General features: G+C 59.7%; 14 protein-coding genes. 10 read left to right on the forward strand and 4 right to left on the reverse strand.

All coding sequences use genetic code 11. The features are described from left to right. The first annotated feature begins 302 nt into the window (after positions 1–302). From ABIB91_RS20665 to ABIB91_RS20705, 9 genes are all read left to right on the forward strand, one after another. The gene (locus ABIB91_RS20665; RefSeq protein WP_354165033.1) at positions 303–1,991 is read left to right on the forward strand and encodes a methyl-accepting chemotaxis protein; all 1,689 of its coding nucleotides are present in this window, start codon (positions 303–305) and stop codon (positions 1,989–1,991) included. A 386-nt stretch (positions 1,992–2,377) separates the two neighbouring features. Next, a complete protein-coding gene (gene panB, locus ABIB91_RS20670) occupies positions 2,378–3,250 on the forward strand; it encodes a 3-methyl-2-oxobutanoate hydroxymethyltransferase (protein WP_354165036.1) in 873 nt (290 codons plus the stop codon). Between the two features lie 12 nt (positions 3,251–3,262). After that, a complete protein-coding gene (gene panC / locus ABIB91_RS20675) occupies positions 3,263–4,102 on the forward strand; it encodes a pantoate--beta-alanine ligase (protein WP_354165039.1) in 840 nt (279 codons plus the stop codon). Between the two features lie 24 nt (positions 4,103–4,126). Then, positions 4,127–4,888 (forward strand): energy-coupling factor ABC transporter ATP-binding protein, encoded by a 762-nt coding sequence (locus ABIB91_RS20680; protein WP_354165042.1) that lies wholly within the window; start codon positions 4,127–4,129, stop codon positions 4,886–4,888. Positions 4,889–4,892: 4 nt separating this feature from the next. After that, positions 4,893–5,519: a CbiQ family ECF transporter T component gene (locus ABIB91_RS20685; protein ID WP_354165045.1), complete on the forward strand. Its 627-nt coding sequence runs from the start codon at positions 4,893–4,895 to the stop codon at positions 5,517–5,519. Between the two features lie 10 nt (positions 5,520–5,529). After that, positions 5,530–6,084, forward strand: coding sequence for a biotin transporter BioY (locus tag ABIB91_RS20690; RefSeq protein WP_354165048.1), 555 nt, complete (start codon positions 5,530–5,532; stop codon positions 6,082–6,084). Next, positions 6,081–7,589, forward strand: a complete 1,509-nt coding sequence (locus ABIB91_RS20695; RefSeq protein WP_354165051.1) for an AMP-binding protein — start codon at positions 6,081–6,083, stop codon at positions 7,587–7,589. The genes ABIB91_RS20690 and ABIB91_RS20695 overlap by 4 nt, the downstream gene beginning before the upstream one ends. Then, complete coding sequence (locus ABIB91_RS20700) at positions 7,586–8,713, forward strand: thiolase family protein (protein ID WP_354165054.1); 1,128 nt, start codon at positions 7,586–7,588, stop codon at positions 8,711–8,713. The genes ABIB91_RS20695 and ABIB91_RS20700 overlap by 4 nt, the downstream gene beginning before the upstream one ends. Positions 8,714–8,739: 26 nt before the next feature. Continuing rightward, a complete protein-coding gene (locus tag ABIB91_RS20705; RefSeq protein WP_354165057.1) occupies positions 8,740–9,228 on the forward strand; it encodes a MaoC/PaaZ C-terminal domain-containing protein in 489 nt (162 codons plus the stop codon). A gap of 1,291 nt (positions 9,229–10,519) precedes the next feature. On the opposite strand, the gene ABIB91_RS20710 is transcribed toward ABIB91_RS20705, so the two are convergent. The 3 genes from ABIB91_RS20710 to ABIB91_RS20720 all read right to left on the reverse strand — a co-directional run bounded on the left by ABIB91_RS20710 (position 10,520) and on the right by ABIB91_RS20720 (position 12,937). After that, entirely contained in the window at positions 10,520–10,711 is a 192-nt protein-coding gene (locus tag ABIB91_RS20710) for a hypothetical protein (protein ID WP_354165060.1), read from the reverse strand. Further along, on the reverse strand, positions 10,704–11,198 hold the full coding sequence (locus tag ABIB91_RS20715) for a hypothetical protein (RefSeq protein WP_354165063.1): 495 nt from the start codon (positions 11,196–11,198) through the stop codon (positions 10,704–10,706). Before ABIB91_RS20715 ends, ABIB91_RS20710 begins: the two co-directional genes overlap by 8 nt. A 242-nt stretch (positions 11,199–11,440) precedes the next feature. Beyond that, on the reverse strand, positions 11,441–12,937 hold the full coding sequence (locus ABIB91_RS20720; RefSeq protein ID WP_354165067.1) for an OpgC domain-containing protein: 1,497 nt from the start codon (positions 12,935–12,937) through the stop codon (positions 11,441–11,443). A 557-nt stretch (positions 12,938–13,494) separates the two neighbouring features. Here ABIB91_RS20720 and ABIB91_RS20725 point away from each other — a divergent pair. Continuing rightward, positions 13,495–14,157: a response regulator gene (locus ABIB91_RS20725; RefSeq protein ID WP_354165070.1), complete on the forward strand. Its 663-nt coding sequence runs from the start codon at positions 13,495–13,497 to the stop codon at positions 14,155–14,157. Here the strand turns inward: ABIB91_RS20725 and ABIB91_RS20730 are convergent. After that, a complete protein-coding gene (locus ABIB91_RS20730; protein WP_354165073.1) occupies positions 14,152–16,272 on the reverse strand; it encodes an MASE1 domain-containing protein in 2,121 nt (706 codons plus the stop codon). The two genes, ABIB91_RS20725 and ABIB91_RS20730, sit on opposite strands and share 6 nt — an antisense overlap. Between the last annotated feature and the right edge of the window lie 332 nt (positions 16,273–16,604).

Raw genomic sequence — 16,604 nt, forward strand, 5'->3', positions numbered from 1 at the left:
CGTCGATGCATGCGTAGGTAAAGGAGTTGGCACTCCGTCGTCCGAGCTTGGTCAAAGATGCCTGCCAGACTCTCTGACATCGACGTCCTCGTCGTACCGTAACGTTGATCGGGCGACGCGCGAGCGTTCGACAGCCATTGTGAGAGATAATCTAGCACCGCTTTTGAACGCGGTAAGCCGCCGGCCCGTCGGGGCGCAAGTGTTGTCCGATCTGTGGGGGTAACGAAACCTAAACATATCACTTGTACACGAGCGATAATCTCTGTGCCCGTGCCTGCCGGCAATTGCCTTGGAGACGTTCCTTGAAACCACTCAATAATCTGCCGATCACTCCCAAGATCAGCATTCTGGTTGCGGTCTCTATGCTGGGCCTCTTCTCGGCTGGACTGCTTGCGGGCTATTTGATGCAGAAGGAAATGATCAATTCTCGGGTCGAGCAGACCCGCGCGATCGTCGATATCGCCAAGAACGTTGCGTTGGGCTTGCAGAAGCAGGTTGACGCGGGCCAACTCACCAAAGAGGCCGCAATCGCGGAATTCTCACATCGGGTTCAGACGATGACGTATGACAAGGGTGCGGGATATATTTTCGCAAATACGATGGATGGTGTCGCGGTTGCCTCCCAGGATCCGAAGACAATCGGGGTCAATCGTCTCGACGGTAAGACAAACGGTCGTGCGCTGATCCGGGAACTGCGCGACGGCGTGGCAGCGAACGGTGATGTTGTGCTGCGTTACGAATTTATGCGGCCCGGTGAAAAGGAGCCGATCAGGAAGTTGTCCTACGCAGTAGGCATTCCTGGATGGGACATGTTTGTCGGTTCCGGCGCGTATCTGGATGATCTTGATGCCAAGCTACAACCGATCATGTGGTCGCTTGGCGGGGCTATCATCGTAATCGGATTGGTCTCGGGTGTCATTGCCTGGTTCCTAGGCCGCACCATCACTAAACCATTGGCAGCGCTTGGCACTTGCATGAAGCGGCTCGCTGACGGCGAGCTCGAACAAGACATTCCAGGCGTGGGTCGGAAAGATGAGATTGGCGCAATGGCCGCTACCGTCCAAGTGTTCAAAGACAACGCAATTCGTATTCGGGGGCTAGAGCAAGTCGAGGCCGAAACTCAACGGCGCGCCGCTGCTGAGCGCCGTGCCACATTAGAGAGCATTGCGAATGATTTTGAGCAAAGCGTCGATGGCATTGTTCGTGTGGTCGCCGCCTCGACCGCCGATATGCAGGGCACGGCGGGTATGATGACGATGACCGCCAGCGATGCCAGTATGCGCGCGGCCACCGTCGACGCTGCGTCAGAAAAAGCGTCTGGGAACGTTGAAATGGTAGCCGCCGCCGCCGAAGAATTATCTGCGTCGGTAAGAGAGATATCGCAACAGGTGTTGCAGTCGACTGAGGTCGCACGCCAAGCCGTTGGTGACGCTGACCGCACAAACGATACGGTGCAGGTCCTATCAAGTGGGGCCGAAAAGATCGGTGAAGTTGTCCAACTCATCCATAGTATCGCCACGCAGACCAATCTCCTGGCCCTCAACGCAACTATCGAAGCGGCACGTGCGGGCGACGCCGGACGCGGATTTGCAGTGGTGGCCGCGGAAGTTAAGGCGCTTGCTAATCAGACAGCAAAGGCAACGGAAGAAATCGCCGGGCAAGTTGAGACTATGCAAGCAACTACGAATGACGCGGTTCTCGCCATTAACGGAATTTCGCAGACGATCGCTAGGATGAGTGATATCACGTTAAGCATTTCCTCGGCGATCGAGGAGCAAAGTGCTGCGACGAGCGAAATTGCGCGCAATATCCAGTCCGTCGCCGCGAGCTCCAGCGAAATCAGAGTACATATAGGCAGCGTCAGCACCGCGGCGGCCGCCACAGGTACAGCAGCGGGCGAGGTTCTCACTAACGTGCGTGGGTTGGAGAATCAGTCGAATAACCTGCGTGTGGCGGTAGACCAATTTCTGACCAAAATGCGGGCGGCCTGACCGGACGTTCCTGCCGGCGGCGCATCGCTCGTGGCCGTGCTGACGTCACTGTCCCGAGTGCGCAGCGTCTCGGAAGTTGACGAGGCTGCCTGTGTGGTTTTCGAGAGAAGGACACGGCTTATGATGAATGCTGCTTGGCGATCTATACGGGCTTTCAAATGGCTGTCGATGCGCAGTGTGCCTTAACTCCACCTTCCATGGGACGAGGTAGGAAGTTCTTGCGCGATGATCGCGCGAGCATTGGAAGAATTCATGCGTTTGACCGCTATTTCTGAGAAAGGCGTTTCTTTTTCTCGCTCGCGGTTGACAGTTTTATCTTGCGCTCAACCTATGCCGCTTCGATCGGCGGAATCGAACTAGGGCTGGCTGACGAGATAGGAGCGGGAATGAGCCACACTTCGGAAGCCACGGGCGAGCGGGTCACGCTTCCAAGGCTGCAACGGTGCAAAGAGGAGGGGCGGCGGCTCGTGATGACGACCGCCTATGATGCAGTCACCGCCCGTATTGCGGATTCCATCGTGGATATGATCCTTGTCGGAGACAGCGTCGGCAACGTCTGCCTCGGATTCGACAATACGCTTCCGGTCAGCGTGGCGATGATGAATCACCATCTCGAGGCGGTTGCGCGCACAAAACCTCGGGCCTTGCTCGTGGCCGATATGCCATTTCTGAGCTTTCACTTAAGTCCGGAGAACACGATACGCAACGCCGGCGGCTTCTTGCAGCGTGGCGCTGACGCCATCAAGCTCGAGGGCGGATCCAAACGGGTCGAAATGATACGGGCTCTGGTCGAGTGCGAGATTCCGGTGATGGGTCATCTCGGCCTGACCCCGCAGAGCGTGAATGTCATGGGTGGATTCAAAGTGCAGGGGCGCAAGGCCGATGACGCCTTGCGCCTGCTCGACGACGCCCATCGTTTGCAGGAGGCCGGCTGTTTCGCGCTGGTTCTCGAAGGTATTCCGGCCGAGCTCGCCGCGCGAGCGACAGAAACGCTGACGATACCGACGATCGGGATTGGCGCAGGTCCCGGTTGTTCGGGACAGGTGTTGGTGTTCCACGACGTGCTTGGCTTGATAGAAGGCCGTGTCCCAACATTCGTTCGGACCTACACCGACGGCTTTCGGGTGTTGCAGGAGGCGCTGTCGCATTGGGTTGCCGATGTTCGAAACGGTACATTCCCGGCAGCGCAAGAGTCGTATGGGCTTCCCGAAGGCATAAGTGAGACAATCGCAAATTGGACGCCTTCCAATCCAACCTGATGTAAAGTAAAGATGCAGACAATCACGACGGTCGCTGAGCTTCGCCGGGCTCTAGCAAAGGATCGCTTGATCGGAAAGCGAATCGGTTTCGTACCGACAATGGGCTATCTACACAACGGCCATATGGCGTTGGTTGAGGCCAGCCGGGCGCAATGCGACATCACCGTGCTTAGCATCTTCGTCAACCCTGCTCAGTTTGGGCCAAACGAGGATCTCACCACCTATCCGCGCGACTTCGCTCGCGACGAGAAACTGTGCCGCGATGCGGATGTTGCGATCGTCTTCGCGCCGGGGGCTGAGGAAATCTATCCAGCTCAATTTGAGTCCTACATTGAACCGGGCGAGCTCGCGAAGCCGCTCTGCGGAGCTTTCAGGCCAGGACATTTTCGCGGGGTCGCGACTGTTGTATGCAAGCTGTTCAATATGGTGCGGCCGGACGTCGCGTTCTTCGGCCAAAAGGACTTCCAGCAGTGCGCGGTCGTGCGTCGCATGGCCACTGATCTCAATCTTCCGATCGAGATCGTCACTGTGCCAACGGTTCGGGACGCGGACGGTCTTGCAATGAGCAGCCGCAACCGGTATCTCAGCGAGGAAGACCGAGGGCGGGCCCTCGCCATCAGCTGTGGGCTACTCGCCGCAGCAGAGGAGTTCCGCTTGGGAGAGCGGAACGTAGACAGGCTGATGGCAATTGCCAAGAAGCATTTGGAAGCGGTCGATCGGCTGCAGTACGTTGCGCTCGTCGACAGCGATACGCTTAAGCCCGGCGTCAGTCCGCTGCGCCGGCCAGCGGCGCTATGCGTGGCAGCCTATGTCGGCTCGACGAGGCTTATCGACAACGTGATACTTGCGTAGCGCGACGGAGGCGAAAGAATCGGCTTGAGTGAAGCTGTCCGACGCGAAGCGCCTCCCGCAAGCCGTCGTCCCCCTTGCGGGGCGGCTGAAGAAATCATCTTCGAACAAGTGCAGCTTCGGCGCGCGGACTGTCAGGTCCTTGCCATTCCCGGGCTTTGCTTGGCTGAGCGCCGGATCGGCCTGATTGGTGACAATGGTTCAGGCAAGAGCACGATGCTGCGGCTTATGAACGGGTTGCTCCCGCCAACACGCGGCCGCGTAGAGGTGGCGGGCCTCGATACGGTACGGCATCGCAAGCACCTTCCAGCAAAGGTCGGCTTCTTGTTTCAAAATCCCGACCACCAGCTCATCTTCCCCACGGTTGTCGAGGAGGTCGCTTTTGGGCCTGCGGAGCGGGGAATGCCAGCGCCACAGGCGCGCCAACAGGCGATGGCACTGCTGGAGCGGCACGGCTGCGCGCAATGGGCGGAACGCAACGTCAATGAGCTATCCGGCGGTCAGAAGCAGCTTGTCTGCATCCTGGCGCTGCTCGCAACGGAGCCGTCGATCCTGCTGATGGACGAGCCGTTCTCCAGTCTCGACTTGCCGACACGATTGCGGATGTATCGCAGGATCACGGCGCTTCCGCAGCGGGTCGTGATGGCGTCTCATGATTTCGAACTGCTCGCGGAGTTCGATCGCATAATCTGGCTGGATGCGGGCCACATTCGCCTCGATGGCCGACCCGACGAGGTGCTGCCTGCCTACCGGGCCCATGCAACGATCGTTGGTCAGGGGACGGCCTAACGTCATGATGACCGGCGGCCTCGCGCCACAGACCTGGTTGCACCGCGTACCAGCCGGCGTCAAGCTTGCGGGGCTTGCTCTGCTCAGCGTACTTCTGCTCCCGGTCGGCGACTGGCGAATTCTGGCGGGCGCCTTGGCGATGATTGCCGTGGTCTATGCTGGCTTCGGCCGCGTCGGCATGGCGCGCCTCAGCTTGCTGCGCCCATTGCTGCCGCTGCTTGTCGTCGTTGGCGGCGTGCAGACCGCATCGGTTAGCTGGAATGCCGGCGCCGTCGTCACCATGCGGCTCCTAGCGATGCTTCTGCTTGCTGATCTCGTCAGCATGACCACCGCGATGAGCGCTCTGATCGAGGCGTTGGCGCCAGTGCTCCGCTTGCTGCGCCCGCTTGGGGTCAATCCTCGCAAGATGGCGCTCGCAGTCGCTCTTGTCCTGCGTTTCGTCCCCGTCCTGATGACGCGGTGGCGCGCCCGCGAGGAGGCCTGGAAGGCACGCACACACCGGCGTATTCCGCCGCGACTGGTGGCCGCTTTCGTCGCCGACATTCTGCAGCTTGCCGACCGTGTCGCGGAAGCGCTCGATGCGCGCGGTTTCGACCGGTCGACCGTCGATCGTCACTCATCCCCGTTGTAGGAGACATCCCGTGGAGTCCCGCGCTATCGTTCGTATCGCCCTGCTGGCGGCCGTCATCGCAGCGCTTGGCATGGTGCCCAGCATCGTCTTGCCGATCGCCGTGGGGGTGCCGATCACGGCCCAGACGCTCGGCGTCATGCTGGCCGGGATCGTTCTCGGCCCTCGCCACGGCGCACTGGCGGTGCTGCTGTTCCTGTTCGTAGTTCTGCTCGGAGCGCCACTGCTGTCAGGCGGACGCGGCGGGCTCGGCGTACTTTTCGGACCGTCCGTTGGCTTCCTGCTGGGCTGGGCTCCCGCTGCTTTTGTGTCGGGTCTCATAATGGCGCGGCTGAAGGCTTTGCCGGTGTTCGCGGCGGCGCTCGTTGCCGCGATCACGGGCGGTATCGTCGTGGAGTATGCTTGCGGTATTCTCGGCCTGATGGCGATGGCAAGGATGAGCTTGCCGCAGGCCTTGGCCGCAACCGCCGTGTTCGTGCCGGGCGATCTTTTGAAGACGCTGGCCACCGCCTCTGTCGCGGAGGCGTCGCACCGGAGCTATCCGGCCGCAATCGTCAGCCGTTCATGACCGTGGCCTCCACCATCACTGCAACGCTGTCGCGGCATGCGCGCAAAACGCCGGACCGATTGGCCGTCGTTTGCGACAATCATGCAGTGAGTTGGAAAGATCTCGATCAGGCGGTGAATCGTTTAGCCGGACATCTGGCGAAGGTGGTGCCGGCCGGCCGCGGGGTCGCCTTGCACCTGCCGAGCGGGCCGGCACTCGTGCTGCTGTTTCTCGCAGCCTGCCGCGCAGGTCGGGAAGCGCAAATTCTTGATCCCTCCTGGCTGACGGAGACGGCGCGGCTTGCGATCACGGCGCTGACGCCGGGGATCGTCGTGAGTGGCGATGCAACATTGGCCGGGGACACAGAGGTGTTCGCGGTTGTCGATCCTTACGGCCCGTTCGAGTCCGTCGCGGACGCCATTGGCGCCGGTCCGTCGCCCGAGGCGATGGTCGAGCCAGATCCGCTGACGCCGTTCTATGTCGGCTTCACCTCGGGATCGACCGGAACGCCGAAAGGATATCGCCGCCACCATCAATCGTGGATCGAGAGTTTTCGGGCGGGGGACCGCGAGTTCGATATCGGCGCCCGCGACATCGTTCTCGCACCGGGCGCGCTGACGCATTCCTTATTCCTCTACGGTCTTGCCCATGGGCTCTATGTCGGTGCGACCGTCATCCTCTGTCGGCATTTCCGGCCCAATCTCGTCAACCGCCTGATCGTTTCGCACCGTGTGAGTGTTATTTACGGCGTACCAACCCAACTCGAAATGATGATCGAGGCCGCCGTGCGCGATGGCCTGCCGCCATTCGTAAGCGTGCGGTGGACGCTGTCATCTGGTGCGAAATGGCAGGGTCGCGCGCTTGCCGAGTTACGGCAGCAATTTCCGTCAGCGCGCTTTGCCGAATTCTACGGCGCCTCAGAGTTGAGCTTCGTGACCGTGGCGAAGGACGACGAGGATGTCCCACCGGACTCCGTGGGGCGTCCATTCGCAGACGTCAGTCTCACCATCCGTGACCATCTCGGGCGACGCCTACCGTCTGGAGAGGCCGGTCAGGTATTCGTGGCAAGTCCGTTCCTCTTCATGGAGTATGCCTGCGGAAGCGAAACGCTGCTGCCACGTCATGGCGACGCGGTGTCAGTCGGCGACATCGGCATGGTCGACGAGCGCGGTTTCCTGCGGCTTGCCGGCCGTGCCAGCCGCATGATCATCACGGCCGGCAAGAATGTGCATCCGGAGGAGATCGAGCGTGTGATCGAGGGACATCCTGCCGTGGTTGCGGCGGGAGTCCTGGGTGCCATCGACGAGCGTCGGGGCGAGCGGCTGGTGGCACTGCTCAGGCTCGGTCCGGATGGGCGCCTGGGGTCTTCCGATCTGATCAGCCATGCTCGCATGAGCTTGCCGCTCTACAAGATCCCGCGACGCTTTGCCGTGCCATCGCGCTGGCCGATGACCTCCTCCGGCAAAACCGATTTCCACGCGCTGCGCCAAATCTGGGAATCCGGTGCCTACGAGTTGTTGCGATGAGGGCCGCATATCTCGTCGCCGCACGCCGCACGGCGGTCGCTCCTCGGGGTGGCGCCTTCAGGGCGGCGGAGGCCGACGAACTTGGCGCGGCGCCGATCCGGGCTGTGCTGGCCGATACCGGCATCGCGGCGGAGGCGATCGACGACGTGATCTTCGGCAACGCGCTGTACGGCGGCGGAAACCCGGCGCGGCTAGCCGCGCTGCGGGCGGGTCTCCCCGATTACGTTCCGGCGCTGACCATCGACAGCCAGTGCTGCGGTGGCCTCGACGCGATTATGCTCGCCGCCGAGCGCATCGCGAGCGGAGGTGCGGACGCGGTCATCGCCGGCGGTCTTGAGAGTTTCAGCCGCGCGCCGCTGCGCGCGCGGCCGCCGCATCACGCCGGCGAAGTGCCGCAACCCTATGACCGTCCTCCGTTCGCCCCGTGGCCGGAGCGGGACCCCGACATGATCGCTGCCGCCGTGACGTTGGCTGAGAGGCTTGGCATTTCGCGTGCACGGCAAGATGAATTTGCGATCGAAAGCCATCGCAAGGCGCTGCAAAATCCCTCCTTGGCGGCCGAGATCGTGCCGCTCGCCCAGCTTTCGCACGATGCCTTTACCCGGGCCCTGACGGGGGCCACCTGCGCACGCCTTCCGCCGCTTGCAGGCAATGCTGCGTTTGGCGTGACGCGCGCGACGGTGGCGGTCGAAGCCGATGCGGCGGCAGCCCTCCTCGTCGTGTCGGAGAGGTTGATCCGACGCCTCAACGCGAGGCGGCCTGTGCGGATAATATCGGCGGTCCGCCGCGGTGGGGATCCGGCTGTGCCGGGTGCGGCACCTATTGCAGCGGCCGAGAGCCTCCTGGCAGCGGAACGGATCGCGCCGACACGGATAGCGGTTAGCGAGGTCATGGAGGCCTTCGCCGTTCAGGCTATCGCATGTGTCGACGGAATCGGGCTGCCGTTGTCGTCGCTTAATCGTAGGGGCGGTGGGCTAGCACGAGGGCATCCGATCGGCGCATCGGGCGCGATCCTGGCGGTACGCCTCTGGCATGAGATGCAATCAGAAACATCCGGAGCGGTCGGGCTGGCGGCTATTGCGGCTGCGGGCGGGCTCGGCAGCGCGCTACTTGCGACGATCTAAGAGAGGGACGGGCCAGGATGATCCAAATGCCAGGGGGCCCCGAACCGCTGACACAGGCGAAGGTGTTTCGTGTCGCGCGGGCAATCGATCTTGCTGCCTTCGTGGGCACGGAACTCGCTCCTGGGCGCTGGCGTTCGGTGACCCAGGAAGAGGTCGATCAGTTCGTCGTGCTGACGGGTGATCGGAACTGGGTTCATACCGATGTTGACCGCGCCATGCACGAACTCGACGGAGGAACGACGATTGTGCCCGGCCAATTGCTCCTGGCGCTCGTACCAGCGCTCTTGCAGGAGGCGTATGTCGTCGTGGGTGCCGCGCAAAGCCGTGCGGCGACTCTCCGCGCAGTTCGATTCCGTTTCCCGGTACGTCCCGGCGATGTGTTCCGGCTACGGGCGCGATTGATCCTCGTGGAGCAACGGCCGCGTTTCGTCCAGGTGGACGCATCGTGTGACCTCGAACTGAAGTCCGGACAACGGGCACTGACGTCTCAACGTACGGACGTCTTTTTCGACTGAGGCAGGCGCCATCCCGCCCTACGGGCGGTCTCGTTCAGACCCTCGCAACGAATTGGGTGAAATGACCGTGAACAAAGCGTGACGGAAACGCCCGTCGTTATCAGTAAAATCAATAGTTTAGAAGGTGGTCACTGCGTTCGAGTGGCAGGGGCGCGCCTCGGTCAGATCGCAACCTGAACCGAATGTCGGTATCGGTGGTTGCGCCTCCGGGATTTGAACCTGTGGGCGCACAGCGTGCCCTGCGAACTGGGCGAGCGACGCATACCGAGCCCGTTGGAACGTCTCCCATTTAGACCAAGGCTGCTGCTATCGTTCTCCCTGAGAACGCCGCAACGAAATCGCAACGAATTGGGTGAAACGACCGTGAACAAAAGGAGACGAAAACACCTGTCACTGCGAGAAAAATCAACAACTTAGAAGATATTCACTGCGTTCGGGACGCCGGGTTCGTAGGACGATCCCGATTCACCATCCATATCCTTCGCAACCTTGACCAGCATCACGTAGCGCGAATGACGCTCGACAAGTGTTGCGACATAACTATTCTATTCCCCGATCCACCGATCAGGTCGCCCAACTTTCTTTCACTTCATTCCCCACGACACGACCGACGCGGACCCGAACAAGCCTCCGCCGCCACCCAAATGGCTGTTGAACGTCACTTACAGCTGGTACCGCGATTTCTACAGCGGCCGAACGTTCGAGCATTTCAACATTGGCCTTACTCTCGGTTACGAGAGCGGCAGGATTGAACAGACTGGGAAGAAGGTGGACCTGACCACGATCAGCCTGAGCGTCAAGAATTAAGATGCGGAAAAACAGAAATTTGACTTGCGCCGTCGGGCAAAACGGTGGTTCATAGGGTGCTGGTGCAATAAAGCCGGAACCAGCCCATGTCAGACGTTGAACCTTCTTCAGAGCTATCGAAAATCGCCAGGTTGAACGGCGACTTTCGCAAGAACTACGGGACGTTCTTAGGCGCGTTCCTGTATTTGCGGTCGATCAGTGCCGCGCGCGGCCGTTCCTGGTTCTTATTTTAAGAGCGGCCACCCGGCGCGGGCCGCGGATCGTCGCGCCGAATGTGCCGTAGGGTTCAAAAGCTGAGGTGAGCACGTCCATCAGCGAGGGTCGCCCTCCGTAAACCGACATCTCGATCGCCGTGCGCTGTCAACTCAGGCGTCAACAGGCAACAAGCATTTCGAAATGAAGGAAGACGCTGTCATTGCGTTCTCTGGCCCGAGCAAATCTGATGCAAACAAAGATCGCTGAAAGAAGAGGGCACCTGAAGCGCCTAGTACTCGTTCCCGTCGCTGTGATGAAGATCAAAAGCTCGATCGTACCTGTCGCGGGCTTCGGTACCTACGCTGTATCGGCCGGGCCACCATGAATGCGGTGGATTGTAGTTGTCGTTCTCAGCGTCTTCCTTGGCCTTTCTGCTTAAATCCTCGGGCGTCCAGAGCGACATTGATTTATCTTTACTCATGCCCAGGTCCTCCGAGTGTGCTGCGGCCTATCGCACCGGCAGCAATTTGAAACGAAGTGCCAGTCGCCCAACAGCATCCCACCAGAACTCTGAATCCATCGCCTACGGTCTCATCGAGGACAATCATGCTGACGGACAGAAAAAAAGCGAGCGCCGCAAAGAAAGTTCCGGCCGCGCTGGCGAGCGCCGCCGCGTCGTCGGCACCGAAGCTCAATTCTTCCGGCCGTTGGAATCTTATTGTGTGTGCAATACGGCTTGGCAGATCGATGCCCATATAGAAACCAAAAGCCCCGTAAAGCACAATCAAAAGGACCATCCATTCATTTCGAAACAACTCGGTTTCCATGCGCATCAGTCCTACGCCCACGTACAGGCCGCCTGCGCCGCCAACCATGGCCAGTCCGGTCCTTTCAAAGATGTGTGCCACCTTAACGACAACGGAACGGCCCAGCCACGTTGCGAGGGTGACGTAAGCGTACTTCGCCAACTGTTTCTCCCTAGTGACAAAGCGCACGGCTCTTGGGGCGAGACTTCGAGACCGCCTCCAATAGAGCCCTGACCAGCTATTGATTTGGTGGCTAGTTCAGCCTGAAATCGGAGTGGCAACTAGGCCGTTATGAGCGGCAGAAGAACGATCGGTTTCTTTGAATCTGATGCGGTTTCGGCAAGGGTGAGATTTGTTGAGGTCCCTTCTGGTGCAAGGGTTGCGGCCCTCTGGCTAGCGCACGGCTACGGGCTGGCCGAGCTGGAAGCGACGACATGTCGGATATGGGACGATCTTTCAGAGCAGCTCTGGTCTTTGGGAAGTGTCCGCACCGACGTGTCAACAGCTATACTACGACTGTAGAACCGTGCGGTTGCATTGTTGGCCACCATGGTTGCAGTCGCCGGCGACGCTGCGATGACATCTGCCTTGAGCGCTACCAATTCGTCTGCGACGCGAAGCACCCCGTGGGATTGCCTCTCCCCGAACCGGCAACCGATGATGACATTCTGGCTGGCGGCCCATGCGAGCTCGCGCGGTCCTCGTCGAAACGCTTCCAGGGGGCGCCAGCCAACAGTGTCGCGCACACCCATAGGCGGGACAGCGGTCGGCTGCGGCCTGGGTTTGATCTTGATCAAGTTCAGCAGCGTCGCCGCCACGATCATCGTTAGGACGCCACCAACGCTGAGCGTGATGTGCATCGCAAGCCCCTCAGATATGTCGAGCAGCGCCAGGAGGCTGACGAGCGTGAGCAGAACGCCGAGGCAGAAGATTGGCAATGAGTGCTTGCCACAGAGGATGGCGCCGCGCATCACCGCAGTCGTCAATGCTTGTCGATTGGGTGGCACGAACCATACCGCTACAACCGCAAGAGCCAAGAAATGCAACAGACGCAACGGATCGAGATTCGATTTGTCCATCGGGTAAGCCAAGTTCGTCAGGCCCTTCGGTATCAACGCTTCCAGCGGCTTGATTCTCCAGCTCAATACGATGGCGAGGCTGAAGACCAGATAAAGAACAGCAGGCACAAGCACCATGCGCGACGTTAGCCAGGGGCGCACTCTTTCGCCCTCGATTATCACCCACGCGCCAAGGACCACGAGCAGTTGCCAGGCCAGTGGATTGAAAGCCCAGTGGCCGTTCGGCCACGCCGGCAAGGACCAGCCGAATATATGCACCAGCGTATAAAGCGCCAGCGAGGCGCCAAGCGTCACGTTCGGCAGTCGCAGCAGCAACCACAGCAACGGCGCGAACAAAAGGTGGAGAAGCACGAAGATCGGCAATACGTCTGTATTGACCGGACGATACTGCAGGATCGCCGCGTGCGCGAGCGTCGCGCCGGGCTGATCCAACAGAATGCGCGTATTGCTCTCGTCAGCAAGGCGTTCCACGCCAGCGATGTGGACTAGAAGGGCGCAGGCGAGCGTGAGCAGCAGAAATGCGATATAGATGTCCCAGCTTCGCCGCAGCGTTCGGCGGATCACGAGACTCCATCCCTCGCACCTCAATACCTTTCCGTAGGCCAGTGCGCAGGTGACGCCCGAGACGAACATGAACAGTTCCGCCGCATCGCTGAAGCCGTAGTTTCGCGGCGTCAGCCAGCTTCCAATGTTATTGGGGACATGATCAAGAAAGATGCACCAGAGCGCGATGCCGCGGCAGGCGTCAATCCGCAGGTCGCGGCCGTTGGCTTTCAGCTCCGGCAGTGCGGCCGCTGATGGCTTCGGGGTGGCGGTTAGCATTGGCTTGCCTCGTCTAGCGTGCGCGCACGCTTAAAGAGGAACGATCGAAAGCGACCGATTTGACCAAAAGCGCGGCCCTGCTCCGGTCGTGACAGCGCCGCAGTCCAGTGTTGCTTCACGTCGACCTGGCCACGACACCAATCGCGACAATGATCATATGGCCGCGCTTGAGTAAAACGCTGGTGGAGAGGGTGACCGTCGACATCATCGTTTAAGTTGCGCAGTGTGTAAATTGGCCGCAGGTCGGTACGAAGAGGTGCCTAGGTCCTATGACGAAGGTACTGTCGGGGCGGCGGCATCTATTTGATACCTTCAACCACGCGATGAGCAATTCATCGCGCGCGTGGACGGTGGGGCAGCGAGGACCGCGCTTCATGTAGTCCTTGCTCATTACGATTGTGTGTCGGTTGCAACCATAACGCACAGCAGCACTCGGCTCCTACTTTGAGTGCCTGACGGCGAACCACTGGACCAGAGATAGAAGGTGAACGGTTTCCAAGGTGGGTGTATGATTTTTTCATTGATCTCCGGGCGGTCATTGGACGGAGAGCATTTTTATGAAGGTTCTTGTTGTTGACGATCACACATTGATCCGCGAGGCGTTGCACGGCGTCCTGAAGCAATTGAAGCGAGAAGCCGTGATATTCGAGGCTTCGAGCAGTCGAGAGGCCATGCGCATCGTCGAGGAGCATCCCGATATCAGCCTCATTTTGCTCGATATCAATTTGCCTGACCGCGACGGCTTCTCTGTCCTTTGCGAACTGCGCCATCGCTATACGACGATTGCTATCATCATTCTCTCGTCCTCCGATGATCAGGACACGGTCAGGCGCGCTTTCAAACTTGGCGCGCTGGGTTTCATTCCGAAAACCACGGAACGTGAAGTGATGCTCAATGCTATTGAGTTGGTGTTCTCCGGCGGAGTTTACATTCCCTCGGAGATGCTGGAGGAAACGGCAGGTCCGCGGTTTGCGGATAAACCATTGGCTCGCGACTCACTCAAGGGGCGAGGATTGACCGATCGTCAGATCGACGTACTTGCGCTCCTGATGAAGGGAAAAAGCAACAAGGTCATTGCCAGGACGCTCAATATGGCAGTGCCGACAGTGAAGAATCACATGACGGTCGTTCTCAAGGCGCTCGGCGTAGCGACCCGCACGGAGGCCGTCATAAAAGTCGGAAAAATGGGCTGGGAATGGCCGCCGAAGTCTGAATCATGACACTGCCCCGGTGCCTCCTCCACCATCATGATCCCTGAGGAGCTCATGCATGACAGCGCGGAGCCGCATCGGGTCGACCGGCTTGTGCAGCAAAATGTAGCCTCTGTCCCTAGCGTCCCGCAGAGGTTCAGCTGCGGTATCGCCGCTGATGAGAATGGCGGGAATTGACGAGCCAAACGCCGCATTGATTTGTTCAATTGCCCGGATGCCGGTCTTCCCGCTTGCGAGATGATAGTCCGAGATTATGAGATCTGGGCGCTGTTCGCGCTCGGCAAGTTGGACAAGTGCAGGTTCGTCGGATCCGGAGGCAAGAACCGAGTATCCCCATTTGCTAAGCAATCCGCCCGTTCCCTCCTGCACGATCGGAGTATCGGCAACAACGAGAATTGCCTTGCCGTCGATTGCGAAGGCACCGGGGTATGGTAAGTCGGCGGGCGCCGCGGACCTGACGCATTGATCGATTTTCGGAACCAGGATCGCAAATCGCGAACCTCGGCCCATAGTCGAAGCCAGGTCGATTTGATGGTGGAGAAGCACGCGAAGCTTGTCGACGATAGCGAGGCCGAGGCCCAGTCCGCCGGACCGGTTCTGTTCGGCGGTGGGGATCTGAAAAAACTCACCAAAGATATTGTGCTTTTGGTCCTCGGGAATGCCAGGACCGGTATCCCATACTTCGATACGCAACATTTCACCACGCCGACGACATCCGACCAGGATACCGCCCCGCAAGGTATAGCGTACCGCATTTGATACGAGATTCAGCATGATGCGTTCGAGCAGCATCGAGTCGCTTCGCACCCATGCGTCACTCGGCCTGACGCGTAGCCGCAGACCCTTTTTTTGCGTCGCCTGGTCAAACGCCGTCTCGATTTTTTGCAACAGGCGCCCGAGCGGGAACTCGGTGATTTGGGGGATAAGCATCCCGGCATCCAGCCTGGAAATGTCCAGGAGCGAATTGAACATTTCGTCCATTTCCTTGCGGGTGGCGTCGATTCGTTCGACCGTTTTTGTCCTTTCTTCCGGTTTGAGCGGCGTGCGCAGCTGGGCGACGAACAACCCCAACGCATGTAAGGGCTGCCGCAAATCATGGCTTGCCATGGCGAGAAAGCGCGATTTCGCTGCGTTGGCGAGCTCCAGTTCCTGCGTACGCTCTGCGACTTTCTGCTCGAGTTCGACGTGCGCGCGGCGCAGGCTTCGTTCCGCTTTCTTGCGGACCTCGACATCAGCGCTCAGCAGCAAGCTTGGAACGGTAATACTGATCAAGAACATCAACACGAGCAGGAATGACGCATTGGGATCTGGCGTCGCGAATGGGCCGCCGCCCGTGTGCGTTCCCCAAATCGTGATACCCGCAAGCACGAGGGCAACCGTTGCGGTATCGCGTGGCCCGCCACGCAGCGCCGCCCATAACATGGGCAGGATGGCGAGAAAACCGAGTGGATCTCGGCCGGGCGTCTGCTCGATCAGGGGGCTGAATGCAATCAGCCCAACAACCGACGCTGTCGTGAGCACGCCGACCGTCTCCAGAAGTTCACGGGAATTGAAGGCATGATAGCGGCTCGATGTCCAAAGCACGATCGCGGGGGCAATGACCAGCGCGCCAGTCACGTCGCCCAGCCACCAGGTGATCCACGCGTCCGCGAAATTCTGCCGTTCGATGTACCCGAAGATTGCCAGACTGGTCAGTCCAATGCTGGCACTGATCGGTGTCGCGATCACGACGCAAATCACAGCAAACTTCGCGACAGAGTCGGGCTTTGAAAACGTGTTACACCCACCCGACCATCGATTAATAAGATAAGCGCCAGTAACTGCTTCGAGAGAGTTACCGGCCGCAATCGCAATTGCGGTGGCAACGGAGCCTGCCGTCGTAACATTAGCGATCATCGCGGCCGCAAAAATTGCTGGCCAGGTCCGATATCCCCGCAACAGCACCGCCGCCAGCGCGACACCCGTCGGTGGCCAAATTGGCGTTGCACTGGGATGAATGGAGGCGAGAGTAAGCCCGCCTTTTGCCAAGACGAGATAGATGGCTCCAATTGCGACCAGATCGATGACGTAGCTGATAGCTCGGCTAGAATTTGTCCTGAGAGCTAATGATCGTGGATCGGACATTGTCGACGCCTGGACCAGGCAATTGGCTCGTCCATCGAGACTGACTTTTGATCGCTGGTCGAAGATCAAAGATCACAAGGTCGATACGGCAGATGCGCTCCGATCGAATTGATCACCGCGGTCTGCTGGCGGACTAAGAGACGGCGCGTGCGATGGAGCATTTGGCCGACTTGCTGTTTAATCCCGCGAATTGCCTCAGAACCAGTGGGACGTTGCGCCCCCGAATTCGCGTCGTCTCCCCCCGAGCTTTGGGGGGACGCATCGTACGACGAAGATAGGCTCTCCGAAAGTCCGGATTGGGATCGGGATCAGGTCGGTCTCTACGTCGAGAG

The organism is Bradyrhizobium sp. JR4.3 (assembly GCF_040547695.1).
Taxonomy (GTDB): domain Bacteria; phylum Pseudomonadota; class Alphaproteobacteria; order Rhizobiales; family Xanthobacteraceae; genus Bradyrhizobium; species Bradyrhizobium canariense.